General features: G+C 72.1%; 19 protein-coding genes and 2 tRNA genes. 7 read left to right on the top strand and 14 right to left on the bottom strand.

Translation table 11 applies throughout. The features are described 5' to 3' along the window. Position 1: 1 nt before the first annotated feature. Positions 2-2,638: a valine--tRNA ligase gene (locus IF83_RS0123295; RefSeq protein WP_030547248.1), complete on the bottom strand. Its 2,637-nt coding sequence runs from the start codon at positions 2,636-2,638 to the stop codon at positions 2-4. Positions 2,639-2,756: 118 nt separating this feature from the next. Here IF83_RS0123295 and IF83_RS0123290 point away from each other — a divergent pair, with 118 nt between their 5' ends. The 3 genes from IF83_RS0123290 to IF83_RS0123280 all read left to right on the top strand — a co-directional run bounded on the left by IF83_RS0123290 (position 2,757) and on the right by IF83_RS0123280 (position 5,611). Next, positions 2,757-3,710 (top strand): hypothetical protein, encoded by a 954-nt coding sequence (locus tag IF83_RS0123290; RefSeq protein WP_030547246.1) that lies wholly within the window; start codon positions 2,757-2,759, stop codon positions 3,708-3,710. A gap of 28 nt (positions 3,711-3,738) precedes the next feature. Then, the gene (locus IF83_RS0123285) at positions 3,739-4,653 is read left to right on the top strand and encodes a hypothetical protein (protein ID WP_030547244.1); all 915 of its coding nucleotides are present in this window, start codon (positions 3,739-3,741) and stop codon (positions 4,651-4,653) included. A 115-nt stretch (positions 4,654-4,768) separates the two neighbouring features. Next, complete coding sequence (locus IF83_RS0123280; RefSeq protein WP_030547242.1) at positions 4,769-5,611, top strand: hypothetical protein; 843 nt, start codon at positions 4,769-4,771, stop codon at positions 5,609-5,611. A gap of 117 nt (positions 5,612-5,728) precedes the next feature. Here IF83_RS0123280 and clpX read toward each other — a convergent pair whose 3' ends face one another. The 5 genes from clpX to IF83_RS0123255 form a co-directional block, all read right to left on the bottom strand. Further along, a complete protein-coding gene (gene clpX, locus IF83_RS0123275; protein WP_030547240.1) occupies positions 5,729-7,015 on the bottom strand; it encodes an ATP-dependent Clp protease ATP-binding subunit ClpX in 1,287 nt (428 codons plus the stop codon). 180 nt (positions 7,016-7,195) lie between these two features. Further along, on the bottom strand, positions 7,196-7,873 hold the full coding sequence (locus IF83_RS0123270) for an ATP-dependent Clp protease proteolytic subunit (RefSeq protein WP_030547238.1): 678 nt from the start codon (positions 7,871-7,873) through the stop codon (positions 7,196-7,198). Positions 7,874-7,941: 68 nt separating this feature from the next. Further along, on the bottom strand, positions 7,942-8,544 hold the full coding sequence (locus IF83_RS0123265; protein ID WP_030547236.1) for an ATP-dependent Clp protease proteolytic subunit: 603 nt from the start codon (positions 8,542-8,544) through the stop codon (positions 7,942-7,944). A gap of 317 nt (positions 8,545-8,861) precedes the next feature. Then, positions 8,862-10,316 (bottom strand): trigger factor, encoded by a 1,455-nt coding sequence (tig, locus tag IF83_RS0123260; RefSeq protein ID WP_037680995.1) that lies wholly within the window; start codon positions 10,314-10,316, stop codon positions 8,862-8,864. 289 nt (positions 10,317-10,605) lie between these two features. After that, positions 10,606-10,682, bottom strand: a tRNA-Pro gene (locus IF83_RS0123255). 147 nt (positions 10,683-10,829) lie between these two features. On the opposite strand from IF83_RS0123255, the gene IF83_RS0123250 reads away from it, so the two are divergent. Both IF83_RS0123250 and IF83_RS0123245 read left to right on the top strand, forming a co-directional pair. After that, a tRNA-Gly gene (locus tag IF83_RS0123250) sits at positions 10,830-10,903 on the top strand. Between the two features lie 80 nt (positions 10,904-10,983). Further along, positions 10,984-11,349 (top strand): ArsC/Spx/MgsR family protein, encoded by a 366-nt coding sequence (locus IF83_RS0123245; protein WP_030547233.1) that lies wholly within the window; start codon positions 10,984-10,986, stop codon positions 11,347-11,349. A 101-nt stretch (positions 11,350-11,450) separates the two neighbouring features. On the opposite strand, the gene IF83_RS0123240 is transcribed toward IF83_RS0123245, so the two are convergent. Then, the gene (locus IF83_RS0123240; protein ID WP_030547231.1) at positions 11,451-11,645 is read right to left on the bottom strand and encodes a hypothetical protein; all 195 of its coding nucleotides are present in this window, start codon (positions 11,643-11,645) and stop codon (positions 11,451-11,453) included. Between the two features lie 426 nt (positions 11,646-12,071). On the opposite strand from IF83_RS0123240, the gene IF83_RS0123235 reads away from it, so the two are divergent. Continuing rightward, positions 12,072-13,292, top strand: coding sequence for an acyltransferase family protein (locus IF83_RS0123235; protein WP_030547229.1), 1,221 nt, complete (start codon positions 12,072-12,074; stop codon positions 13,290-13,292). Positions 13,293-13,481: 189 nt separating this feature from the next. On the opposite strand, the gene IF83_RS0123230 is transcribed toward IF83_RS0123235, so the two are convergent. From IF83_RS0123230 to IF83_RS31355, 7 genes are all read right to left on the bottom strand, one after another. Continuing rightward, a complete protein-coding gene (locus tag IF83_RS0123230; protein WP_030547227.1) occupies positions 13,482-14,927 on the bottom strand; it encodes a DUF6177 family protein in 1,446 nt (481 codons plus the stop codon). Positions 14,928-15,003: 76 nt separating this feature from the next. After that, on the bottom strand, positions 15,004-18,993 hold the full coding sequence (locus IF83_RS0123225; RefSeq protein ID WP_030547225.1) for a type VII secretion protein EccC: 3,990 nt from the start codon (positions 18,991-18,993) through the stop codon (positions 15,004-15,006). Beyond that, a complete protein-coding gene (locus IF83_RS0123220) occupies positions 18,990-20,147 on the bottom strand; it encodes a nucleotide-binding protein (protein ID WP_078843775.1) in 1,158 nt (385 codons plus the stop codon). Before IF83_RS0123220 ends, IF83_RS0123225 begins: the two co-directional genes overlap by 4 nt. Positions 20,148-20,187: 40 nt before the next feature. Then, entirely contained in the window at positions 20,188-21,531 is a 1,344-nt protein-coding gene (gene eccD / locus IF83_RS0123215) for a type VII secretion integral membrane protein EccD (RefSeq protein ID WP_030547221.1), read from the bottom strand. A gap of 41 nt (positions 21,532-21,572) precedes the next feature. Continuing rightward, positions 21,573-21,845, bottom strand: coding sequence for a hypothetical protein (locus IF83_RS0123210; protein ID WP_051723227.1), 273 nt, complete (start codon positions 21,843-21,845; stop codon positions 21,573-21,575). 13 nt (positions 21,846-21,858) lie between these two features. Beyond that, positions 21,859-22,290 carry a hypothetical protein gene (locus IF83_RS0123205; protein WP_030547217.1) on the bottom strand — a complete coding sequence of 144 codons (432 nt, stop codon included), beginning with the start codon at positions 22,288-22,290 and terminating at the stop codon, positions 21,859-21,861. A 60-nt stretch (positions 22,291-22,350) separates the two neighbouring features. Further along, on the bottom strand, positions 22,351-23,952 hold the full coding sequence (locus IF83_RS31355; RefSeq protein WP_051723225.1) for an ADP-ribosyltransferase: 1,602 nt from the start codon (positions 23,950-23,952) through the stop codon (positions 22,351-22,353). 17 nt (positions 23,953-23,969) lie between these two features. Between IF83_RS31355 and IF83_RS30585 the strand changes: the two genes are divergently transcribed. Beyond that, on the top strand, positions 23,970-24,211 hold a 242-nt coding region (locus tag IF83_RS30585), incomplete at its 3' end, for a hypothetical protein (protein ID WP_037680993.1).

Raw genomic sequence — 24,211 nt, 5'->3', positions numbered from 1 at the left:
GTCAGCCCTGCGGCAGGTTCGCGAGCTGCGCGGTGATGCGCTCGATGTCCGCCTCGGCGGTGCTCAGCCGGGTACGGATCTTGTCCACGACGTGGTCCGGGGCCTTGGCCAGGAACGCTCCGTTGCCGAGCTTGGCCGTGGCCTGGGCCTTCTCCTTCTCGGCGGCGGCCAGGTCCTTGGTGAGCCGCTTGCGCTCGGCCGCCACGTCGATGGTGCCGGAGAGGTCCAGCGCGACCGTGGCGCCCGCGACCGGCAGGGTGGCGGTGGGCGTGAAGCCCTCGCCCTCCGGCTGGAGGCGGAGCAGCTGCCGGATGGCGGGCTCGTGGCCGGCGAGGCCCGTGCCCGTCAGATCCAGCCGGGCCGGGACCTTCTGGCCGGGCTGGAGGCCCTGGTCGGCGCGGAACCGGCGGACCTCGGTGACCACCTGCTGGACCGCCCCGATCTCCCGCTCGGCGGCGGCGTCACGGAAGCCGCTGTCGGCGGGCCAGTCGGCGATGACGACCGATTCGCGGCCGGTGAGCGCCGTCCACAGCGTCTCGGTGACGAACGGGATCACCGGGTGCAGCAGGCGCAGCGTGACGTCGAGGACCTCGCCGAGGACCCGGCGCGAGGCCTCGGCGGCGGGGCCGCCGGCCTGGAAGACGGTCTTGGTCAGCTCGACGTACCAGTCGAACACCTCGTCCCAGGCGAAGTGGAAGAGGGTGTCGCTGAGCTTGGCGAACTGGTAGTCGTCGTAGTACGCGTCGACCTCGGCGACGACCGCGTTCAGCCGGGAGAGGATCCAGCGGTCGGCCGCCGACAGCCCTTCCGCCGCGGGGAGTTCACCCTCGACCGTGGCGCCGTTCATCAGGGCGAAGCGGGTGGCGTTCCAGATCTTGTTGGCGAAGTTGCGGGACGCCTGGACCCAGTCCTCGCCGATCGGCACGTCGACCCCGGGGTTGGCGCCGCGGGCCAGGGTGAAGCGGACGGCGTCGGAGCCGTACTTGTCCATCCAGTCCAGCGGGTTGACCGCGTTGCCGAAGGACTTCGACATCTTCTTGCCGAACTGGTCGCGGACCATGCCGTGCAGGGCGATGGTGTGGAACGGCGGGGTGCCGTCCATCGCGTACAGACCGAACATCATCATCCGGGCGACCCAGAAGAAGAGGATGTCGTAGCCGGTGACCAGGACGGAGTTGGGATAGAACTTCTCGAGGCTCTCGGTCCGTTCGGGCCAGCCGAGGGTCGAGAACGGCCAGAGGCCGGAGGAGAACCAGGTGTCCAGGACGTCGCTGTCCTGCTGCCAGCCCTCGCCGGACGGCGGCTGCTCGTCCGGGCCGACGCAGACCGTCTCGCCGTTCGGGCCGTACCAGACCGGGATCCGGTGGCCCCACCAGAGCTGCCGCGAGATGCACCAGTCGTGGAGGTTGTCGACCCAGCCGAAGTAGCGGGACTCCATCTCCTTCGGGTGGATGGCGACCCGGCCGTCGCGGACGGCGTCGCCCGCGGCCTTCGCCAGCGGGCCGACCTTCACCCACCACTGCATCGACAGCCGCGGCTCGATGGTCGTCTTGCAGCGCGAGCAGTGGCCGACGGAGTGCGTGTACGGGCGCTTCTCGGCGGTGATCCGGCCCTCGGCGCGGAGCGCGGCGACGATGGCGCTGCGCGCCTCCAGCCGGTCCAGGCCCTGGAACGGGCCGTGCGCGGTGATGACCGCGTGCTCGTCCATGACCGTGAGGCTGGGGAGGTCGTGCCGGCGGCCGATCTCGAAGTCGTTCGGGTCATGGGCGGGCGTCACCTTGACGGCACCGGTGCCGAACTCCGGGTCGACGTGCTCGTCGGCGACGACCGGGATGCGGCGGCCGGTGAGCGGCAGTTCGATCTCGGTGCCGACCAGGTGGCGGTACCGGTCGTCGTCCGGGTGGACGGCGACGGCGGTGTCGCCGAGCATCGTCTCGGCGCGGGTGGTGGCGACGACGATGGAGCTCTCCCCCTCGCCGTAGCGGATGGAGACCAGCTCGCCCTCGTCGTCCTGGTACTCGACCTCGATGTCCGAGATGGCGGTGAGGCAGCGCGGGCACCAGTTGATGATGCGTTCGGCGCGGTAGATCAGCTCGTCGTCGTAGAGCCGCTTGAAAATGGTCTGGACGGCGCGCGAGAGGCCCTCGTCCATCGTGAAGCGCTCGCGGGACCAGGCGACGCCGTCGCCCAGGCGCCTCATCTGGCCGGAGATCTGCCCGCCGGACTCGGCCTTCCACTTCCAGACCCGCTCGGTGAACGCCTCGCGGCCCAGGTCGTGCCGGGACTTGCCCTCCTTGGCCAGCTCGCGCTCGACGACGTTCTGCGTGGCGATGCCGGCGTGGTCCATGCCGGGCTGCCACAGCGTCTCGTAACCCTGCATCCGCTTGCGGCGGGTGAGGGCGTCGATCAGCGTGTGCTCGAAGGCGTGGCCGAGGTGGAGGGAGCCGGTGACGTTGGGCGGGGGGATGACGATGGTGTAGGGCTCTTTGCCGCTCTTCGCGTCCGCCTCGAAGTAACCGCGCTCTACCCAGCGCTCGTAGAGCGGCCCCTCCGCGTCGGCCGGTGCGTACTGGGTCGGCAGGTGGGCGGGGTCGCTGCTGTGGGCCCCGGTCCCGGGGCGCTGGGAATTGTCGGTCACGACCGTCAGTCTAAGGGCGGTGCCCGCGCTGTTACGAACCCGTTGCCGCCCCGGGGTAAAGCCCGCATAAGCCGTCGGGGAGGATGGGCCCAACTGTTCTGTGCACCGAGGGGGATCCATGAGTCACCACCAGCCGCCGCCGCAGCCGGGCGGGTACGGGGGCGGCGCGCCCGGCCCGTACGGCCCGGGCGGTGCGGCCGGAGCCCCCGGCCCCGGCTTCCCGCCGCAGGCGCCGGGCCAGGTGCCCCCGCAGGGCTACGGGTATCCGCAGCAGGGCGGAGCGCAGCCCGGCCCGTACGGTCAGCCGCCGCAGCCGGGTCCCTACGGCGGCGCGCCCGGCCCGTACGGCCCGCAGCCCGGCGGCCCGCAGCCGCCCTACGGGCAGCCCCAGCCCTACGGCCAGGTGCCCCCGCCCCCGCCGGGCGGCGGCAAGGGCAAGCGGACCGGTCTCATCGTGGGCGCCGCGGTGGCGGTGGCCGCGATCGCGGGCACGCTGGTCTTCCTCACCGGTGGATCCGACGACGACGGCCCGCACAAGCTGACCACCCCGCAGACGGTGGCCGGGGAGTTCGAACGCAAGGGCGAGGGCAAGGACGACTCCGGGTTCTCCGGCAAGGACCGCGAATCGCTCGACCAGCTCCCCGGCGTCAAGGACCCCCACCCCGTCCAGGCCGAGTACGCGACGGCCTCGAAGAAGCAGATGCTGCTGACCGGCGTCTGGGGCACGGTCGACAATCCGGAGCAGGTCATCGACGCCATGTTCACCGTGTTGCGGACGATGGCCGAGGACGAGGGGACCGTCGAGGTCCTCGGCAGCCCCGAGGAGGCCGAGCCCGACGGTCTGGGCAGCGCCGTGATGAAGTGCCAGAAGTTCAAGACGACCAATGACGACCCGAACGCCCCGGTGAAGGAGGCCGAGCTGCCCGTGTGCATCTGGGCGGACTCCAGCACCGTGGGCGGCGTCATGGTCATCGATCCGCTGGCCGTGCTCGCCGGCAAGGCGGATCTGGACGCCGTCGCGGAGACCGCGGCCAAGGTGCGCGGAGACGCCCGGGTCAAGCTCGGCGAGTGATCCGTCACGGGGAGAGGACAGTCCGCGCATGAGCCACCACCAGCCGGGCCCGTACGGCGGCCCGCCGCACCAGCCGCCGCAGGGCGGACCGGGGTACGGCTTCCCGCAGCAGCCCGCGGGGCAGCCGGGCCATGGTTACCCGCCGCCGCAGCCGGGGCCGTACGGCGCGCAGCCCGGCCCGTACGCCGGGCAGCCCGGCCCGTACCCCGGCGCGTACGGCGGGCAGCCCCAGGGGCAGCCGCAGCCGTACGGCCAGGTGCCCCCGCCCCCGCCCCCGGCGGGCCGCGGCAGGGGGAGGACGATCGGCATCGTGGCGGGTGCGGTGGTGGCGGTGGCCGCGGTCGCCGGTGGTGTCGTCCTCCTGAGCGGTGGAGGCCCGGGCGGCGGCGGTGACACCGCCCCGTACACCATGAAGCTGCCGAAGAAGCTGATCAACGGCGAGTACACCAAGGCCGAGGGCAGTGACGCGCAGGGCGGCGGGCTGGCCGGCGAGAAGGAGGCCGCGAAGCTGGGCGTCAGGAACGGCACCTCCGTCTCCGGCAGTTACACCAACGCCGCGAGTGACAATGTGGTCGTCGCCGGTGTGTACGGCGAGATCGACGACCCCGTGGCCGCTGTCGACAACCTCTTCGCGCAGATGGAGAAGAACCAGGAAGCGGTCTCCGCGACCGTGCGGATCGAAGAGGTCACCCCGGTCGGGGAGTACTCCCCGGACGGCTTCGACGGGACGGTCATGAAATGCAAGACCCAGAAGGCGACGGCCGGTTCGGGCGCCGCCGAGGTCACCTCCGGGGCGACGTTCTGCGCCTGGGGTGACACCAGTGCTCTCGGCGTGGTCCAGTTCCAGATCACGTCGATGGACGACTCCAGCGAACTGAAGTCCACCGACGAGGTCGCGGAGATGACGAACACGGCCCGGAACGAAACCCGCGTCGAGAAGTGACCCCGGAACAGCGCGCGCACCGCGCGCGACAGCACCACGCATGTCCACAGCCCTCGGCGCACCAGAGCACCGGGAGCGAGAACCACCAGCAGAGCGCGTCCCGAGGGGGGACCTCATGAGCCACAACCAGCCTCCGCCGTCACCCGGTCCGTACGGCGGTGGACAGCCGCCCAACCCGTACGGCGCCCCGCAGCAGCCGGGTTACGGCTACCCCCAGCAGGGCCAGCCGCACGTCCCGCAGCAGCCCCAGCCCGGTTACGGCTACCCGCCCCAGGGCGGCCCGGGGTACCCGCCGCAGGGCGGCCCCGCCGGGCAGCCCTGGCCGCAAACCCCGCCGCCGCCCCCGTCGCGCGGGCTCGGCAAGGGCGCCGTCATCGGCATCGTCGCCGGCTCGGTGGCGCTGCTGACCGTGGTCGGGATCGGGGTCGCCGCGCTCCTCGGCGGTCCGGAGGGCACCGAGAAGCTCACCACGCCCCAGACCCTGCTCGGCGGCGACTACGAACGCGCCGAGGACAGCGCGCAGCTGGAGCAGCAGCGCAAGATCCTCCAGGACGAACTGCCGTCCGACGGCACCGCGGTGGTCGGCCAGTATCTGAAGGGCGGCAGCATCGAGAAGGGCGCGCTGATCCTCTCGGGCGCCTGGGGCGACATCGACTCCGACCCGGAGGACATGCGCAAGGACGCGCTGGACGGCATGGTGCAGGGCCAGCCGGGCTCCCAGGTCGTCCAGAAGCAGACGGACTACGAGATCAACGGCGACACCCTCAGCTGCCAGCTGGTGAAGACCGGCCAGGGCCTGGCGAACATCTACATGCCCGCCTGCGCCTGGGCGGACAACTCCACCATGGCCGTGGTCGCCGTCGTCTCCGCCGACTACACCTCCGAGGGCTCCGTGGACCTCAAGGAGTTCTCCGAGACGGTCGGGAAGGTCAAAGCGGAAACCGTCAAGCCGAAGTGACGGCGTGACAGTGTGACGGCATGACGCGGGACAGACGCCGAAGGGGCGGAACCGGTGAACTCCGGTCCGCCCCTTCGGCGTTGTGCTGTGCAGGCCGTTGTGCCGACGCCGTGGTGCTCAGGCGCTCTTCTCGTGCCGCTCCCCCGGCTCGCCGCCGCGGCTGCGCGGCACGAGCGTCGGGTTCACATTGGAGTGCACGACATCGGCGGTGATGACGACGCGGGCGACGTCCTTGCGGGACGGCACCTCGTACATCACGGACATCAGCACTTCCTCCATGATGGCGCGCAGGCCCCGCGCCCCGGTGCCGCGCAGGATCGCCTGGTCGGCGATGGCCTCCAGGGACGGGCGGTCGAAGTCCAGCTCGACGTTGTCCAGTTCGAAGAGGCGCTGGTACTGCTTGACGAGCGCGTTGCGCGGCTCCACCAGGATCTGCAGCAGCGCCTCGCGGTCGAGGTTGTGCACGGAGGTGATGACCGGAAGCCGCCCGATGAACTCGGGGATCATGCCGAACTTCACCAGGTCCTCCGGCATGACCTCCTGGAACTGGTCGCTCGCCTCGATCTCCCGCTTGGAGCGGATGGTCGCACCGAAGCCGATGCCCTTGGCGCCGGCCCGGGACTCGATGATCTTCTCCAGACCGGCGAAGGCACCGCCCACGATGAACAGCACGTTGGTGGTGTCGATCTGGATGAACTCCTGGTGCGGGTGCTTCCGCCCGCCCTGCGGCGGCACCGAGGCGGTGGTGCCCTCCAGGATCTTCAGCAGGGCCTGCTGCACGCCCTCGCCGGAGACGTCACGGGTGATCGACGGGTTCTCGCTCTTCCGCGCGACCTTGTCGATCTCGTCGATGTAGATGATCCCGGTCTCGGCCTTCTTGACGTCGTAGTCGGCCGCCTGGATCAGCTTCAGCAGGATGTTCTCGACGTCCTCGCCGACATAGCCGGCCTCCGTCAGCGCGGTGGCGTCGGCGATGGCGAACGGGACGTTGAGCATCCGGGCCAGGGTCTGCGCCAGCAGGGTCTTGCCGGAACCGGTGGGGCCGAGCAACAGGATGTTGGACTTGGCCAGTTCGATCCCGTCGTCCCGGCTGTCGCGGCTGTTCTCGCCGGCCTGGACCCGCTTGTAGTGGTTGTAGACGGCGACGGACAGGGCCTTCTTCGCGGCCTCCTGCCCGACGACGTACCCCTCGAGGAACTCGTAGATCTCGCGGGGCTTGGGGAGTTCCTCCCAGCGGACCTCGGAGGTCTCGGCGAGTTCCTCCTCGATGATCTCGTTGCAGAGGTCGATGCACTCGTCGCAGATGTAGACACCCGGGCCTGCGATGAGCTTCTTCACCTGCTTCTGGCTCTTTCCGCAGAATGAGCACTTGAGCAGATCGCCGCCGTCACCGATACGTGCCACGAGGTGCTTCCCCTTCGCCTGGGATCCGCCCTGATCATCGGACCCTGGTGCCTGTCTGGGTTGTCCGGAGTCCGCGACGCGGTCGGTCGTCACGGTCCGCCGCCCCCTCCCGACGGTACCTTGCCGGGCCCCCGGTCCGGGCCCCCCTTGGACCGACTCGGCCCAAGGGGGATACCGCAGTTATGCGGAAACGGAACTCTTCCGGGTCGAAACGATCTGGTCGATCAGACCGTACGCCAGGGACTCGTCCGCGTTGAGGATCTTGTCGCGCTCGATGTCGTCCTTGATCTGCTCGATCGGCGTGGTGGAGTGCTTGGCGAGCAGCTCCTCCAGCATCGAGCGGGTCCGGATGACCTCGTTCGCCGCGATCTCCAGGTCGGAGACCTGACCGCGCCCGATCTCACTGTACGGCTGGTGGATGAGGACCCGGGCGTTGGGGAGGGCCATGCGCTTCCCGGGGGTGCCGGCGGCGAGCAGCACGGCCGCGGCGGACGCCGCCTGGCCCATGCACACCGTCTGGATGTCCGGCTTCACGAACTGCATGGTGTCGTAGATCGCGGTCAGCGCGGTGAACGAGCCACCGGGGCTGTTGATGTAGATCGAGATGTCCCGGTCCGGGTCCATGGACTCCAGGCAGAGCAGCTGGGCCATGACGTCGTTCGCCGAGGCGTCGTCGATCTGCACCCCGAGGAAGATCACGCGCTCCTCGAAGAGCTTCGCGTACGGGTCGTACTCGCGCACGCCCTGGGAGGTGCGCTCGACGAAGCGCGGCACGATGTAGCGGGACTCGGCCTGGCGACCGGTGTCGTACTGAGCGCGCAGACCCTCGGGGAGGCCGCTGCCGGAGAGATTGTTCATATGACTGTTCACCGTCCTGGTGGCGATCTATGGGCTGAGGGGTCTGGACTCGGGGCTGCCGTCAGGGCTCAGGCCCCGGTTCCGCCCCCGCCCGGAACGCCGGTGGCGGAGGGCATGACGTCGTCGATCAGGCCGTAGTCCTTGGCCTCCTGGGCCGTGAACCAGCGGTCGCGGTCGGAGTCGTGGGTGATCTGCTCGACGGTCTGGCCGGTGTGGAAGGCCGTGAGCTCCGCCAGCGTGCGCTTGTTGCGCAGCAGCCGCTCCGCGTGGATCTTGATGTCCGAGGCGGAACCGCCCAGGCCCGCGGAGGGCTGGTGGATCAGGATCTCGCAGTTCGGCAGCGCGAAGCGCTTGCCGCGGGTCCCCGCGCTCAGCAGGAACTGGCCCATGGAGGCGGCCAGGCCCATGCCGATGGTCACGATGTCGTTCTTGATGTACTGCATGGTGTCGTAGATCGCCATGCCGGCCGTCACCGAGCCGCCGGGACTGTTGATGTAGAGGTAGATGTCCTTGTCCGGGTCTGCGGCCAGGAGCAGCAGCTGCGCCGTGATCTTGTTGGCGATGTCATCGTCCACGGGCTGGCCGAGGAAGATGATCCGCTCGTTGAGCAACCGGTTGTAGACCTGGTCGCCGAGACCGCCGAAATTGGGCTCAGCGGCGGCGGAGGGCATCGGGATCGTCACGTGTCCACCTGCTCTAGTCGGACGGCGACGGGCCGTCTCAGCGTGTCATTCGGGCCGGGGATCCGGGTGGTGACCGGGGCGCTCCCGGCGCCTTCCGGAGACTCCCCTGCCCCCGTATCTACGGACCCTAACGCGCTGGTCGGCGGGCGCCATCCCGCATTGTCAGCTGTTCGCTGTGAGCGCAGGCCCGGCGGCGCGGGGCGGCCGGACGGGGCACGCCGGGACGCGGCAGGGCCGGACGCGGGGCGCGTCCGGGCCTGCCGCAAGCGGTCCCGCGGGTTCCGCGCCGGGGCGCGGAGAGAGGATCAGGCGCCGGTCTCGCCGGTCTTCGCGGCCTTCTCGGTCGCCTCCTGGCCGGCGGCGATGTCACCGGACTCGGGGGCGGACTCCTCGGTCGCGGCCTCGGCCGTCTCGGCGGACTCGGCGGTCTCCGCGGCGGCCTCGTCCTCCTCGTCCTCCAGGTCGACGATCTCGCCGTTGGTGTCCTTGACCGTGGCGGCCTCGACGACCACGGCGAGCGCCTTGCCCCGGGCGACCTCGCCCACGAGCATCGGCACCTGGCCGCCCTCGACGACGGCCTGGGCGAACTGGTCGGGGCTCATGCCGGAGGACTGGGCACGGCGCATGAGGTGCTCGGTGAGCTCCTCCTGGCCGACGGAGAGCTTCTCCTTGTTCACCAGCTCGTCCAGGACGAACTGGGTGCGGATGCCCTTCTCCGCCTGCTCGCGCAGCTCGGCGTCGAACTCCTCGGCGGTCTTGCCCTGGATCTTGAGGTAGCCGTCCAGGTCCATGCCCATCTGGCCGAGCTGGTGGTGCTCCAGGTTGTGCTTGCGGGTCCCCACCTCGTCCTCGAGGAGCTTCTCGGGGATCGGGACCTCGACCAGCTCCAGGAGGGCGTCCAGCACCTTCTCCTGCGCCTGGGTCGCCTGCTCGTACACCTTCGACTGCTCCAGGCGCTTGCGGCTGTCCGCGCGCAGCTCCTCAAGGGTGTCGAACTCACTGGCCAGCTGGGCGAAGTCGTCGTCCAGCTCGGGCAGTTCGCGGGCGGCGACGGCGGTGACGTCGACCTTGACCTCGGCCTCCTTGCCCTGGGCGGAGCCGCCCTTGAGCTCGGAGGTGAAGGTGGCGCTGCCGCCGGCCTCCAGACCGGTGACGGCCTCGTCGATCCCGTCGAGCAGCTCGCCGGAGCCGATGGTGTAGCTGACGCCCTTGGCGACGCCGTCCTCCAGGACCTCGCCGTCGACCTTGGCCTCCAGGTCGATCGTCACGACGTCGCCCTCGGCGGCGGCGCGCTCGACCGGGGTGGTGGAGGCGAAGCGGTCACGGAGCTGCTCGACCGCCTTGTCCACGTCCTCGTCGGTGACCTCGACGGCGTCCACGGTCACCTCGATGCCGGAGTAGTCCGGGATCTCCAGGGACGGGCGGATGTCGACCTCGGCGGTGAAGGCCAGGACCTCACCGTCCTTGAGCTCGGTGATGTCGACCTCGGGCTGGCCGAGCGGGTTGAGGTCGCCCTCGTTCACCGCCTCGGTGTAGAACTTCGGCAGCGCGTCGTTGACGGCTTCCTCCAGCACCGCGCCGCGGCCGAACCGCTGGTCGATCACCCGGGCGGGGATCTTCCCCTTGCGGAAGCCCGGCACCGTGACCTGCTGGTTGATCTTCTTGTACGCCGCGTCGAGGCTGGGCTTGAGCTCCTCGAAGGGCACCTCGACAGTGAGCCGAACCCGGGTCGGGTTCAGGGTCTCCACGGCGCTCTTCACGGTTCGGTCTCCTTGGGGCTGACTTCTGGGATTCTGCAGAGGGATCTCGACTCTCTGCCGATGGCGCCCCATGCGGTGGATCGACTGGGCGGATCGCTTTGGATGACCGACACAGACGGACACGGGCACGCAGCTTGCATAGTAACCGCAAGCCGTATCCCGCCCCTAACGGGAGCGGCCCGCCCCCGGCCGCGCTCCTCGGCGGCGGCTGCGCGCCGACGGCCGCTCCGGGCCGCGTCCCCGCCCCGACGCGGACCGTCGCACCCGGGGAGGCGGGGAACGGTGGTGGTGGTCGGGGTGGCCGGATTCGAACCGACGGCCTTCCGCTCCCAAAGCGGACGCGCTACCAAGCTGCGCCACACCCCGCTGGTGCGAGACGTAGGGTACATGGCCGCAGGTGCGCCGGGGTCCGTAACCGGGGAGGCCGGTTACGGGTGTGCGAGCGGCCGCCGGGACCCGCTACGATGCTCAGCGTGCCGCGGCGGTGTCACTCCGCTTCCCTCCGCGGCGCATGCGGGCGTAGCTCAATGGTAGAGCCCCAGTCTTCCAAACTGGCTACGCGGGTTCGATTCCCGTCGCCCGCTCCACGGGCCTCGGGGCCGGCCGGAAGATCTTCTCTTCCGGCCGGCCCCGAGGTCGTTCACGGCCGGATCAGTAGGGTGACCGCATGGAGATCTGGGTCAACCCCGCGTGCTCGAAGTGCCGCTCCGCCGTACGGCTCCTCGACGAGGCGGGCGCCGAGTACACGGTCCGCCGCTATCTGGAGGACCCGCCGAGCACGGACGAGCTGCGCGCCGTACTGGACCGGCTCGGGCTGGAGCCCTGGGACATCACGCGGACCCAGGAGGCGGAGGCGAAGGAACTGGGGATCGGCACCTGGCCGAGGGAGCCGGCCGAGCGGGAACGCTGGATCGGGGCCCTGGCCGCGCATCCGCGGCTGATCCAGCGCCCGATCATCACCGCCGACGACGGCACCGCCGCCGTCGGCCGCGACGAGGGCACCGTCCGGGACACCATCGCGCGGGGACGCTGACAAGGCGCCCGGGGGCGCCGGGAAGCGGGAGCGGGGAGCCGGTGCGCGCCCGCGGGGCGCCCCTGCGGGCGGCCCGCGGTCCCCGTGCGGAGGCGCCCCCGTCAGAAGCTGATCTGGTTGAGCGTGTCCGCGAGCGAGTCCAGCAGTCTCTGGATGGTCGGGGCCATGCCCGACGACGCCAGGAAGAAGCCGAACAGCACGGCCACCAGGGCCGGTCCGCCCTTGAGCGACCCGGACTTCATCAGCACGATCATGATGATCAGCAGGACGACAACAGCAGACAGCGAAATGACCACAACTGATCCCACCCTCGGTCGGAACGACGTCACCGGCCCCGGAAGTGCGGCCCCGCACCCCACGCCGGGACCATGGTGCCACCAACGGGGGATGGGGTTGTTCCCTGTTGGTATTTCGTCGGCCATCTGTTCACGCCAGCCCTATGCCCATGGCTCCCCCTCGAGCAAACGACCGGGTCCGCGGGGGCCCGGGCGCGTGATCCATGTCATGTTCGCGGACGGGGACCGATGCCCATCAAACGGGCGGATCGCCCCCCTTGAGCTGCGCCGGACGGGGTAGCAGCCGTCAACGAAGGAGAGCAGGGGGAAGGTTTTACGGACTACACCCCCCGACGCTATGGTGCCTCAGATGTTGCACGCTGCCCCGTCCCCCTCGTGCGCGGTGACGTCCCGGTCCGCCCTCCCCCAGTTCCGCTGGGAGGGCCCGTGACGAACGTGCTGCGCCCCCACGGCCATCAGCGGACGCCGCTCCCCCCGGAGACCCGCGCGTCCCCCCTCACCCCGTCCCCCGGCTCCGCGACGCCGCATCCCGGAGGTTCCCCCACTCCTCCGGGCGGAAACGGCGCCGTCAAGAAGCGCGATCCGTTCTTCGACAACGCCAAATACCTGGCGATCGTCCTCGTGGCCATCGGCCACGCCTGGCAGCCGCTGACCGCGGACAGCCGTATCGCCGAAGCGGCGTACATGTTCGTCTACGCCTTCCACATGCCGGCCTTCATCGTCATCTCCGGCTATTTCTCCCGCAGTTTCGACATGCGGACCGACCGGCTCCAGCGGCTGGTCACCGGCGTCGCCGTGCCGTACGTCATCTTCGAGACGGTCTACAGCTACTTCAAGCGGTACGCGAACGACGATCCCGGCTACCCGATCAGTCTGCTCGACCCCTGGTACCTCACCTGGTTCCTGGTCGCGCTGTTCGTCTGGCGGCTCACCACCCCGCTGTGGAAGATCGTGCGCTGGCCCGTCCCGCTCGCGCTCGCCATCGCCGTCCTGGCCTCGGTCTCCCCCGACATCGGCGACGACCTGGACCTCCAGCGGGTCCTGCAGTTCCTGCCGTTCTTCGTGGTCGGCCTGATGCTCAAGCCGGAGCACTTCCAGCTGGTACGCCGCCGCGAGGTGCGGATCCTCTCCGTGCCGGTGTTCGCCGCCGCGCTGCTCTTCTCCTATTGGGCCGCGCCGCGGATGGCGTCGAGCTGGTTCTACCACCGCGACAGCGTGCAGGAGCTGACCGCGCCCTGGTGGACCGGTCTGGTGATGACGCCGGCGCTGTTCGGCTGCTCCATGGTGCTGGCCGCCTGTTTCTACGCCTGGGTGCCGCGGCGCGAGATGTGGTTCACCGCCCTCGGCGCCGGCACGCTCTACGGCTATCTGCTGCACGGCTTCCTGGCCAAGGGCTCGCGCTTCTGGGACTGGTACGACGCGGCCTGGGTGAACACCGTCTGGGGCGCCGCCGTGCTCACGGTCCTCGCGGCGGCCGTGGTGACCGTGCTGTGCACCACGCCGGTGCAGCGGGTGTTCCGCTTCGCCATGGAACCGAAGATGACCTGGGCGTTCCGGCGTGACGCGGCCGAACTGGCCCGCGGCCGGACGAAGAAGCAGCCGGGGGCGGCGACCGCCGGGGACGGCAAGGCGGCCGGCCTCGGCTAGGCACCCCACCGCCTCCCCGCCCCGCCTCCCCGTCCCGCCTCCCCGTCCCGCCGTCTCGTCCGCCGCAAGGACAGCCGCAACGGACAGCCCGCACGAACACGGCGCCGCGGCCCCCGGGATTTCCCGCCGGGGGCCGCGGCGCCTTCGTGTGCCGTGGAACGCCGACCGCGCCGGCCGCGCCGGCCGCCGTTACGCCCCGGGCGGTTCCGGGGACGGAGCCGTCGTGCGCCGCAGGTGCCGCATCAGGACGTCGAGGTTCGTCCAGCCGTCCGCCGAGGAGCCGTCACCGAGCGGGTAGTAGAAGCCCGGCCGGGCGGCGGCCCCGAGCTGGACCGGGCGCACGGTCAGCGGCGGCCGGCGGGCGTGGTCCGCGCCGATCTCCCGGATCTCCTCCGCGCCGATGGCGAAGCCGACCGGGACGGGCGGCGCCTGGAGCCGGGCGGGCACGCTCAGGTCCCGGCCGGCGGCGCGCAGTTGGACGAGCATGCTGACCAGGTTGTGCCGGGACACCAGTTCGCCCGCGAGTTCCGCGAGGGCGTCGAGCGGCGGCTGCTCGTCCTCGCCGTACCCGGCGGTGAACGTGATGTCCTCCTCCACGCCCTCCTTGGTGCGGATCACGCGCAGGGTGGCCACGGCCGGGCGCTCCGGAGTGCCGACGGCGACCGTCCAGGTCGGCTCGGGCGCCCGCTCGTACGCGAGCTCGGTGAGGCGCCGCCGCGACCACGGCAGGTTCACCGGCTCCGCGGTGCCCCAGCCGGCCGGCGGACCGCCCGTGGCCGTCTGCCAGACGGCTTCCAGCGCGCCGCCGAGCACCAGTTGGTCGTCGGCCGGGTGCGCCGTGCGCACGGACACGGCGAGCTGGCGCTCCCCGGTGGGCGCGGTGTCCTTGAAGACCTCGGCGACCGGGGTCTCGCCGGACTCCCCCGGCGCCGGGCCGAAGGCCCCGTCCTGCCAGCGGAGCACCGCGCCGGACAGCCCGTCGAAGTAGCCGCCCTCGCCGTCCTGGACAACCCAGCGCGACGGCGGGCCGAACAGTACGGAGCGGGTCGCGAACGACAGCCGGCTGGTGTGCGGGGTGACGATCTGCAGTCCGCGGTCGGAGGCGACGGTGGCGCGGCGGGCGTCGGACAGCCAGGCGGTCATGGCGATCACGGGCCGGTCCTGGAGGACGACGGCGACCTTGTCGGTCAGGACGTCGACAGCCGGCTGCGCGGCCACCGGAGCCGGGGCGGCGGTGACGCCCGGGGGCACCGGTTCGCCGTCGCCGGCCGCGTCGCCCGCGCCCGGCGGCCAGACCGTGCCGCCGAGCATCCCGGCGAGCCGTCCCGCGAAGGCGCCCGCCAGGCGCTCCGCCTCCGGCACGGCCGTGGACGCCCGGGCCTCGACCCACCAGAGCGGCTCGTCCCCGCCCGGCGCGGCCTCCGGGCCCAGCAGCCGGGCCGTCTCGCCCGGCACCTGCACCAGCACGGGCGACTCGACCGACACCAGCGGGCGGCCGCTCTCGTCGCAGAGCTGGAGCACCGCCCCCTCGCCGGCCGTGCGGAGCCGCAGGTCGGGTCCGCCCGCGAGCAAGCCGGCGACGACGCTCCAGGCGTCGGGCATCTTCCCGGTGAGCGCGATGATGTCCTTCGTCATACGGGATCCTCGGGTCTCGGGTCGGATGCCGCGGGCGGCGCGGGTGCCGCCGAAGGCGCGGCCGGCGTGGCCGGCGTCATGCCCCGGTGCCGTCCGCGAGCGCGGTCTGGATCAGCCGGTTCGGCTCGCCGCGGCGGACGAGCAGTCCGCGGCCGGGCGGCTGGGCGCCCGCGTAGACGCCCGGGAAGAGCTGTCCCTCCGAGCGGTCACCGGCCATGACGAGGGCCGAGGTGCCGCTCTCGCGCAGCGTGGTGAGGAACGGGTCGTACATGGCGCGGGAGGCGCCGGCGACGCGGCGGGTGACGACGAAGTGCAGCCCGATGTCCGCAGAGGAGGGGATGAACGGCAGGAACGGCTGGAGCGGCTGCTGCCCGGCGGTGGTGAGGATGTCGTAGTCGTCGACGAGGATGACGATCCGCGGGCCGGTGTACCAGGCGCCGTCGGCCAGGGCGTCCTGGTCGGCGAGGTCGTCGGGCATCCGCTTCTCCAGCTCCTTGGCGATGCCCGCCGAGAGCGCCCCGCAGATCTTGGAGTTGTGGGCGTAGCCGCCCCGGTACTCCTCGGGCACCAGGGTGCGCAGCCCGCGCCGCGGGTCCATGACGGCGAAGACGAGGTCGTCCTCGCCGTGGCGCGCCATGAGCCCGTTCGCGACCAGCCGCAGCAGATTGCTCTTGCCGCACTCGCTGTCGCCGAGCACCAGCAGATGCTGGTCGCGTTCGAAGAGGTCCAGCAGGACGGGCGCCAGCGCGGTCTGGTCGAGGCCGATCGGGACGCGCTGCGGCTGGGCGGTGACCGACGGCAGGGAGGAGAGGTGGACGCGCGGCGGCAGGACCCGCACCTGCTGCGCCAGGTCGCCGGGCCAGGCGGCGCGGACGGAGCGGGCCGCCTGCTCGACCGCCGGGCCGAGTTCCGTGGTGGAGGTTAGCGAGTCGATCCGGGGCAGCGCCACCTGGGCGAAGAGCTTGCCGTCGGTGAGGACGCGGCCGGGCTCGTCCGGCGCCAGGGTCTCGGCGAGCTTGCGGTCGATGCTGCTGTCGCTGGGGTCGTTGAGCCGCAGCTCCACGCGCGTGCCGAAGGTGGACTGGGTGGCGATGCGGACGTCGTTCCAGCGGAGCATGCCCGCAACCACGTGGATGCCGTAGCCGCCGCCGCGCTTGAGGAGGTCGACCACGGCGTCGTCCAGTTCCTCGAAGTCGTCGCGGAGGGCGCCGAAGCCGTCGACGAGCAGGACGACGTCGGTGGACGGCAGTTGCGGCAGCTTGCCCTCGGCGCGCAGTTCGCGCAGCCGGTCGACGGAGTCGATGTTCTGTTCGCGGAAGAGGTCCTCGCGCAGGGCGAGCATGCCGCGCACCTCCTCGACGGTGCGCAGGGCGCGCTCGCGGTCCGCGCGGCCCGCGATGCCGCCGACGTGCGGCAGCCCGGCGAGTGCCTGGAGGCCGCCGCCGACCAGGTCGAGCCCGTAGATGCCCACGTCCTTCGGGGTGTGGGTCATGGCGAGCGAGAGCGCGAGGGTGCGCAGCAGGGTGGTCTTGCCGGACTGCGGGCCGCCGATGACGGCCACATGGCCGCCGGCCAGGGTCAGATCGAGGACCCACTGGCCCTGCCACTGCTTGGCCGGGTCGTCCAGCAGGCCCAGCGGCACCTTCATCGGGCCGGGCCGGACCGCGAGCCGCATGCCCTGTCCGCCGGCCTCGACCGGTCCGGCGGCGGTGTCGAGCGGCAGCGCGGCGGGCAGCGGCGGCAGCCAGATCCGGCGCACGGGGGCGGCGGCCGCCTTGAGCTGGTCGACGATGACGGACATGACGGTCGGGCCCGGGTTGCGGTGCCGGGAGTAGGGCTCGGAGGCGGAGCCGCTGTCCTTGGAACGCTGCTGGTCGAGGGTGTTGTAGGCCGGGTAGGGCAGCACGGCGGGGCCGCTGTCCTCCTCGCTCTCCCGGCGCACCGGCCCGGTGTACGGGCCGGAGACGTAGCTGGCCTTGAAGCGTTCGTACGCCGAGGTGTCCACCTTGAGGTAGCCGAAGCCGGGGAGCGGCGGGAGGTGGAAGGCGTCAGTGGTGTCGAGGACGGTGCGGCTCTCGTCGGCGGAGAAGGTGCGCAGGCCGAGCCGGTAGGAGAGGTAGGTGTCCAGGCCTTTGAGCTTGCCGCCCTCGATGCGCTGGCTGGAGAGCAGCAGATGCACGCCGATGGAGCGTCCGATGCGGCCGATGGACAGGAAGAGGTCGATGAAGTCGGGCTTGGCGGTGAGGAGTTCGCCGAACTCGTCGATGACGACGAACAGGTGCGGCAGCGGGTCGAGGTCGGGCCGGGTCTCGCGGAGGGCGGCGTAGTGCGCGATGTCGGCGACGTTCCCGGCGTCCTTGAGGACCCGCTGGCGGCGCTGCACCTCGCCGGCGAGGCTGGCGTGCACGCGTTCGACCAGCCCGGCCTGGTTCTCCAGGTTGGTGATGACGCCGGCGACGTGCGGCAGGTCCGCGAAGGGCGCGAAGGTGGCGCCGCCCTTGTAGTCGACGAGCACCATCGCCAGGTCCTCCGGCGGATGGGTGGCGACGAGGGCGAGGACGAGGGTGCGCAGCAGTTCGCTCTTGCCGGAGCCGGTGGCGCCGACGCACAGGCCGTGCGGGCCCATGCCGAGCTCCGCGGACTCCTTCAGGTCGAGCAGGACCGGTTCGCGGGAGTCGTTGATGCCGATCGGCACGCGCAGAAACGCGCGTTCGCCGCGGGGCGCCCACAGGGCGCCGATGTCGACGGCGGCCGGGTCGTCCATGCCGAGCATGTCGGCGAAGTCGACCGGCCCGGACAGCGGCGCGTCGACCAGCGACTCGGCGGACAGGCGCAGCGGGGCCAGCATCCGGGCGAGGCCCTCGGCCCCGGCGGTGGTGACGTCGTCGACGGTGCCGTGCGCCACCAGCGGCTGCTCGCCGCGCAGGTCCTCGACGGTGACCCGGTCGCCGTCCACGGTGATGCGCAGGGACACCTGTCCGGGCTCCTGCACGCGCTCGGAGAGCAGATGGAGCACCGTGACACCCATGTCGCGCAGGGAGACGGCCTCGTCGGGCCGCGGCAGGTCCTGGGCGGTGGCGCCGTACTCGTCGCTGACGACCAGCAGCCGGCCGGCCATGGCGAGGGCTTCCCGGTTGGACAGCCCGCGGCGCAGCTCGGCGGCGTAGCTCGCGCGCTGCCGCAGGTCGCGGCCGAGGAGCCGGGCGAGCTGGTGGATGTCCGGGGCGATGCGGCGGGCGCTGACCGGGCCGTCGCGCTCGTCGCCGTCGAGGAGGTGCGGGAGCCATTTGAGCCATTCCCAGTCGGTCATCCGGTCGCCGGGGCAGCCCAGGGCGATGTGGACGTCGTCGGGGGCGTGGGTGGCGGCGGTCTGCACGAGCAGCGCGCGGGCGACGCGCAGCACGCCCTCGCGGTCGCCGATGACGCTGGCGTTGCCCGCGCGGTCGAGCGGGACGGTCAGCGGCAGATCGCCGGTGGTGCCGAAGCGGCTGATGAGCGCTCCGGCCTCGTTGAGCATGAACCGGTCGGGCGGGGTGAGCACGCTGCCGCTCTGCTGCCCGACGGTCAGGGGACGCAGCGGCATCTCCCCGGTGCCGACGCGCACCTTGAGGAAGTCGGCGTCGAGCCGCCGCCGCTCCCACAGCCGGGACGGGTCCCGCACGATGTCGTAGAGCGCGGCGGGCGGCGGGTTGAGGACCCGGGCCGTCTGGCGCAGTTCGCGCTCCTCGGCGGCCAGTTCCTCGCGCAGCTCCTCCAGGTACTCCAGGTAGCGCTCGCGCTGCTGGCGGCGGGTGCGCTGGGCCTTGCCGCGCTGTGACAGCAGCATGCCGACGCCGCCGATGACGGCGACGACCAGCACGACGGCGCCGATGGCGGCGAACTGGCTGTTCCGCACGACCGTCATCATCACGACGGAGCTCATCACGCCGGCCATCGGCAGCAGGGCCATCGCGCCGCTGCCGGTCTTGCCCTCCGGCAGGTTGGGCGGTGCCTCGATGGTGCGGGCGGGGGGCGCGGCGGCGGGCCGCTCGGTGCGGGCGGGGCGGTGGATCAGCCGGGTCGTCATCGGCGGCCGCCCACGGCGCGGTTGAGGAGTTCGGCGGCGAGCCGGGTTGCGGCGGCGCGGGTGTTCTCGCCGAGCATCCCGGTGCGGATGACGCCGCCGGCCGCGAGGTGCCGGTCGTAGGGCAGGTGCACCACCTCGACGCCCTCCAGCCGCAGGTGGGCGGCGGCGGCCTCCTCGTCCATCGTCATGTGCGGGGCGGAGGCCACGAGGACGACGACGGTGCCCGGCAGCAGTTTCGGCCGCGGTACGCCCGCCATCCAGTCGAGGATGGCGCGGGTGCTCGCGACGCCTTCGAGGGTGGCGGGGGCGACGAGCACGCGCGCCTGGGCGGCGACCAGCGCGGTGCGGGACAGCTCGCTGGGCAGCGTCTCGCAGTCGACGACGGTGAGGCCGAAGTAGCGGCGGAGCGCCACCATCACCTCGCGGTATTGCGCGAGTTCGAGGCGGGCTCCGACGGTGCCCTGGCTGCCGGGGAGCAGCCAGCCGCCCTCGGGGAGCTGCACCAGGTAGCCGGTGATGTCGGTGAGCTGCATGGACGGGTCGATGATCTGTGCGAGGTCGCCGCAGGTCCAGCGGACGGTCTCGGCGCCCATCCGGATCGGAAGGGTGCCGAGGGAGGGGTCGGCCTCGACGAGCAGCACCGGGTCGTGCCGGTAGTGCTCGAACGTCCGGCCGAGGAGGGCGGCCACGGTCGTCTTGCCGGCGCCGCCGCGGATGCTGGTGACGACGATCTGGCGGCCGGTGGTGATGGGCTGCTGGAGGTCCTGCGCGACGCGGGTGACGGCCTCCACCTCGGCGGCGGCCGAGGAGCCGACGAGCTTGCGCAGCCCGCGCCCGGCCCGTGCGGCGGCCGGTTCGCCGTGGCGCGGCTTGCCCTGCGCGCGGGCGAGGTCGGGGTTGAGCACGGGGACGGAGACGGGCGCGGGGCGCGGGGCGGCCTGCCGCGGTGCCGCCGGGGCCTGCGCGAACGGGCTCATGCCAGGCTGCGGTTGCGCCTGCTCGCCGGGGCCGGCAGCCCCGTCCCGCGGGGCCGGCTGCCCCGGCTGGGCCTGCTGCCGCGGTGCCGCGGCGGCAGCGGCCTCGGGCGGCGCCTGGCCGACGCCGGCGCCGCTGAGCTGGTGGAGGACGTCCCCCTGCCAATCGTTCCCGGCCATCCGTATCCCCCCTCAGAGGCGTTGTCCCGCGTCCCGTGGTTCAGAACGCGTTGAGCAGTCGTCCGTACACGCCGAACACGCCCACGGCGAGCGGGAAGAGCGCGATGACGCCGACCGACTCGATGAAGTCGACGAAGCGCCGCAGCCGCACCCGGACGTGCTCCGGCGGCTGCACGGCGAGCACGCCCACCGGCAGCAGCGCGATCAGGGCGAGCAGGCCGAGCGGCCCGTACGGCGCACCGTCCAGCGAGTCGATCCAGAGCGTCACCAGCCGCACCAGCAGCACGGCGGCGGCGCCCAGCAGCACCACGACCTCGGCCACGAGCGGAAAGGCCCGCGCGCGCGAGGCGAGCACCAGTGCGAGCACCGCGGTCAGTGAGATCGCCCACGGGTTCGACAGGGTGGAGGTGAGCAGCCCGGCGGCGGTGGCGGACACGGCGGTGACGATGGTGGCCAGCGCCAGCCCGCGGTGCGCGGCGGCCAGCGCCGTGTCGACCTGGTGGCGGCTGACGGAGGCCCCCGCGGAGCGGCGGTCGTCCAGCGCGGTCAGCCCGGCGGCCATCAGCGCCAGCCGGGGCAGCAGACCGAGGACGACGACGGAGACCACGCCCAGCACGGCACCGACCCGGGCCGGCTCGTCCTGAAGGGCGCCGGTCAGCAGCCAGGTGCCGGTCGTGACGAACGCGGCGGCCGCGCCGATGAGTCCGCCCCGGCCGACCGGGGTGAACAGCCCGAGCAGCAGCAGCGTCAGGACCACCGCCGCGGTGACGCCGGCGAGCCGCGCCTCGCCCGGCCAGGACCCCGCGTCGGCGGCCGTCCAGGCGGCCAGCAGGCCGAGCGTGCCGGCGGCGAGCTGGAGCGTGGTGGCCAGTCCGCGGTTGCCGCCGCCGAGCCGGGCGGCGAGCGCTCCGGCGACCGCGAGCAGCAGGGTCAGCGCCAGCAGCGCCCCGGCGACGGCGGACTTGTCGAAGGAGTCCCGGGCGAGCAGTGCCGCGGTGACGGCGAAGGCGACGGTCGCGGCTCCGGCGGTGGCGCGGCGGGCCACCGGCCGCCAGCGCCAGGCACGCAGGTCCAGGTCCTCGGCGACCTCGTCGGTGACGTCGTGCACCACGGGCGCGGCCGGGGCGTCCTGCGCGCGGACCAGCCGGAGGACGGCTCCATCGCGCACCTCGGAGGAGGAGAGGGTGGAGTCCAGCGGCAGTACGGCGCCGGAGGCCGTGACCAGCCGGCGCAGCTCGGGCCGGGCGGCCACGCGGTCGTCGAGCAGCTGGATCACGTCCGGCAGCAGCCGGCCGACCGGCTCGTCGGAGGGCAGGACGAGATCGACCCGCCTCCGCTCACCGACCAGGGTGACCCTGCTGAGTTCCGTGCTCCGCGCCCCCATGCTCACCACTTGATCGAACCTACCATCGGGATATCACCGGTTCACCGCTTCGGTTCCGGGCTGACGACCGCGGGCGAGGAGATCTGCCCGGGCTTGTTGGCCTTCTGCTCCGCCAGCTTGTCCTGGATGAACGACCAGCCGACGCAGCCCGCGCACATCACCGCCGCGATGGCGATGCCGGCGAAGAGCTTGCCGAGCCGTTCGTCCGCCGTGCGCCGGGCGCGCTGCGGGCCGTAGAGGAGGGCGTCCCGCATCCGCCGGCGGCGTACGGAGACGGACTCCAGGAGCTGGCTGTCGTAGTCCTTGGTGGCCATGGCCGCCGCGCCCTCAGCCGCTCGCGGCGAGGTCGCGCAGGGCGGCGAGGCTCGGTGCCTCGGCGAGCGGGCCGGGGACGACGGTACCGGCCGCGCCCCCGGCGGGGGGCTCACCGGCGGCCGGCTCCTCGGTAGCCGGCTCCTCGGCGATCTCCCGCAGCGCCGCGGTGGGCGGCAGTTCGCGGGCCTTGGCGTCCCGGAGCCTCGCCAGCCACGGCCGGGCGCCGTTGAAGGCGTCACCGCCCGCGGCGGGGCGCGGCTCCCAGCCGGCGGCGCCGTCCTCGTCATTGGCCCAGAGGTAACCGATCACGCCGGCGCGGTCGTTGGCGACCGTCAGATACCGGACCGGCTTGCCGGTGGTGTGGCCGTAGACGGCGGGGCCGCCGGTCTGCCGCAGTCGCAGGTCCTCCGTGAACCGCGGTACAGCGCGCGGATCCGTTCCCATGTGTGCCCCCTTCTCCCGCTTCGGCCGCGTTTCCGGTGCGGTGTACCGCCTGCTCACCGGCTACGGCCGGGGCAGGATCTCGCCGTAGACCTGCCACTGGCCATTGTCCCAGAAAACCCTGGTCACCTTGAATGCCGAGCCACGGGCGAGCAGGAGTTCGCGCTCGCCGCCGCCGAAGGCCGAAACCTTCTCGACCCAGGTCGCCGGGGTTCCCTTCGGGACCCGCAGATGCAGGATCGCCTCCTTGTCCGCGAACGCGGCCACCGGCTGGTCGCCGAGCGAGGTGGACATGTAGGCGCCGTCGTCGAAGACCCGGCCCTCCATCTCCAGCGGAGAGGAGAGGTTGAGGTGCCCGAGCCCGGTGCCGCGCACCACCATGACGTCCTCGGGGACGGGGCGGGCGGCCATCGCCCCGTCGATCTCGGCGATGTCGTGCCGGACGGCCGGGAGGCCGTAGGCGTCGTTGCCGCGCAGGAAGCCGTTGATCTCGTGGTAGGTGACGCCGCCCGGGTTGCTCTCCTTCGTGTAGTCGAGGAACGCCTCCTTCTGGGAGGGGGAGAGGTTCTCCGCGTAGTCGTTCCAGTAGGCCGCACCGTAGCGGGCGGCGTCGACGTCGTTGACGAAGGGGACGGTGCCCTGCGAGACCTCCCAGGAGGCGAGGCGGTGCATCTCCTCCGGAGTGAGGTTGTCCCAGTTGGCCGGGTCCGGCAGCGGATCGCCGGCGCCGGCGGGGGTGCCCGGCGGGTCGCCGGCATGGGTGTACGGCGGGTCAACGGGACCGCCACCGCCCGGGCCGCCCGGGCCGCCGGCATCGGGGGCCGGGCCTGCGGGGTCGGGGGTGTGGGCCGGATCGGTGTGGTGCGCCGGGTCCGTGTGGGTGGCCGCATCCGTGTGGGTGGCCGCATCCGTGTGGTGCGCGACGGAGTCGGCGGGCCCGCCCTGGCCGCCGAAGGTGTGGTCGATCACGCCGCCGGGCGGCAGCGCGTCACCGTGTGCCGCCGGGAACAGGGGCGTGCTGTCGAGTGTGTCGGGCCGCCGGGGGAAGCCCGGATCGGGGGCACCCGCGTGAGCCAGGGCGGGGGTTGGCGCCGGGGCGTGCGCGGGCGCGGTGGGCGGGGTGGTGTCCGGGTCGATCGTCCAGCCGTCGGGCAGGACGGAACCGTTCGGCAGCGCCGAGGGGTTGGGGACGTTCACCGTGCCGTCGGGCAGCTTAAGGGTGCCGTCGGGCGAGAGCAGGGAACCGTCCGGGAGCTTGACCGTGCCGTCCGGCATGTTCGCCGTGCCCGGCAGTTCGGGCATCTTCTCGGGGAACATGTTCTTGAGCCCGCCGAGCACGTCCGAGATCTTGGTGACCTTGCCGGCCGCCCCCGCGACATAGGTCATCGGGTCGATGAACTTCCCCGTCTTGCTGACGAGCGCGGCGGCCTTGGCCGCCGTGCCGCCCTTGGCGACGTTGCCGACGCCGGTGACGGTGGTGAGGACGTTGAAGGTGACGGCTCCGGCGGCGCGGGCCGGGTTCTCCTTCCAGGTGTCCCAGGCCAGCATCGCCTTGCCGGCTTCCTTGGCCACCTGCTTGGAGTCCTTCATCCACTGCGGGAGGGCGGAGTCGGGGACGGCGTAGGCGAGGGGTGAGGTGTAGAGGGCGGTGCCGACGACGAGCATGCCCAGGCCCTCTCTTGATGTGCTGGTGGACCTCGTACCAGTGGTACTTCTCGTTCTCCGCCGTCCCCCACGGCACCTCGGCGTCCTTCATGTCCTCGGCCGAGAAGCCGTACATGTTCTTGCCGTCCGAGCCGTCATTCGCCCGGTACTGGGTACCGCCCACCAACGCCGTGATCTTGTTCGCGGCCGTGCGCTCCGCCTCCCAGAACGCCGCGACCGTGGCCGTCACCTCGGACTGGAGCGCGTTGTGCTCATCGAT

It is taken from the genome of Streptomyces albus subsp. albus (genome assembly GCF_000719865.1).
Classification (GTDB): domain Bacteria; phylum Actinomycetota; class Actinomycetes; order Streptomycetales; family Streptomycetaceae; genus Streptomyces; species Streptomyces albus_E.
This window is presented reverse-complemented; position numbering and strand designations above follow the sequence as displayed.